Source organism: Klebsiella sp. 141240, assembly GCF_050600805.1.
In the GTDB taxonomy this organism is placed as follows: domain Bacteria; phylum Pseudomonadota; class Gammaproteobacteria; order Enterobacterales; family Enterobacteriaceae; genus Klebsiella; species Klebsiella aerogenes.
The window spans coordinates 1-1,368 of sequence record NZ_JAQIRK010000049.1; the positions used below are offsets into that span (position 1 = coordinate 1).

The 1,368-nt window shown below is 45.0% G+C and carries 1 protein-coding gene; it reads right to left on the bottom strand.

What is annotated here, in order from left to right; genetic code table 11:
• Positions 1 to 335 precede the first annotated feature (335 nt).
• The gene (locus PGQ95_RS26240) at positions 336 to 1,151 is read right to left on the bottom strand and encodes an aminoglycoside O-phosphotransferase APH(3')-Ia (RefSeq protein ID WP_000018321.1); all 816 of its coding nucleotides are present in this window, start codon (positions 1,149 to 1,151) and stop codon (positions 336 to 338) included.
• Positions 1,152 to 1,368: the final 217 nt, after the last annotated feature.

Sequence of the window (1,368 nt, forward strand, 5' to 3'; positions counted from 1 at the left end):
CTGGGCGAAATGCGCCTGGTAAGCAGAGTTTTTGAAATGTAAGGCCTTTGAATAAGACAAAAGGCTGCCTCATCGCTAACTTTGCAACAGTGCCTTTCACCCTCGATGCCAACCACGTCAGGTGGCAAATTTTCGACATTAACCGCGACGATGCTAAATTTCATGGAGAAGTGCGTGGGTGAAATAGCCGGTCGTCAGTCATAAAGGGCAGGGGAGTACCGTTGGCCCGGCGTTCGATAGTACCGTCCGGATACTGCCAGATATCGGCGTCCAGGGAGATGTCCTGAAGCGCGGTGTCCGGAATTTCAGGTTTGTGTCTCTACAAAGACTAACTATCAGAAAAACTCATCGAGCATCAAATGAAACTGCAATTTATTCATATCAGGATTATCAATACCATATTTTTGAAAAAGCCGTTTCTGTAATGAAGGAGAAAATTCACCGAGGCAGTTCCATAGGATGGCAAGATCCTGGTATCGGTCTGCGATTCCGACTCGTCCAACATCAATACAACCTATTAATTTCCCCTCGTCAAAAATAAGGTTATCAAGTGAGAAATCACCATGAGTGACGACTGAATCCGGTGAGAATGGCAAAAGCTTATGCATTTCTTTCCAGACTTGTTCAACAGGCCAGCCATTACGCTCGTCATCAAAATCACTCGCATCAACCAAACCGTTATTCATTCGTGATTGCGCCTGAGCGAGACGAAATACGCGATCGCTGTTAAAAGGACAATTACTAACAGGAATCGAATGCAACCGGCGCAGGAACGCTGCCAGCGCATCAACAATATTTTCACCTGAATCAGGATATTCTTCTAATACCTGGAATGCTGTTTTCCCGGGGAGCGCAGTGGTGAGTAACCATGCATCATCAGGAGTACGGATAAAATGCTTGATGGTCGGAAGAGGCATAAATGCCGTCAGCCAGTTTAGTCTGACCATCTCATCTGTAACATCATTGGCAACGCTACCTTTGCCATGTTTCAGAAACAACTCTGGCGCATCGGGCTTCCCATACAATCGATAGATTGTCGCACCTGATTGCCCGACATTATCGCGAGCCCATTTATACCCATATAAATCAGCATCCAGGTTGGAATTTAATCGCGGCCTCGAGCAAGACGTTTCCCGTTGAATATGGCTCATAACACCCCTTGTATTACTGTTTATGTAAGCAGACAGTTTTATTGTTCATGATGATATATTTTTATCTTGTGCAATGTAACATCAGAGATTTTGAGACACAACGTGGATTTGTTGAATAAATCGGGCACTGTTGCAAAGTTAGCGATGAGGCAGCCTTTTGTCTTATTCAAAGGCCTTACATTTCAAAAACTCTGCTTACCAGGCGCATTTCGCCCAG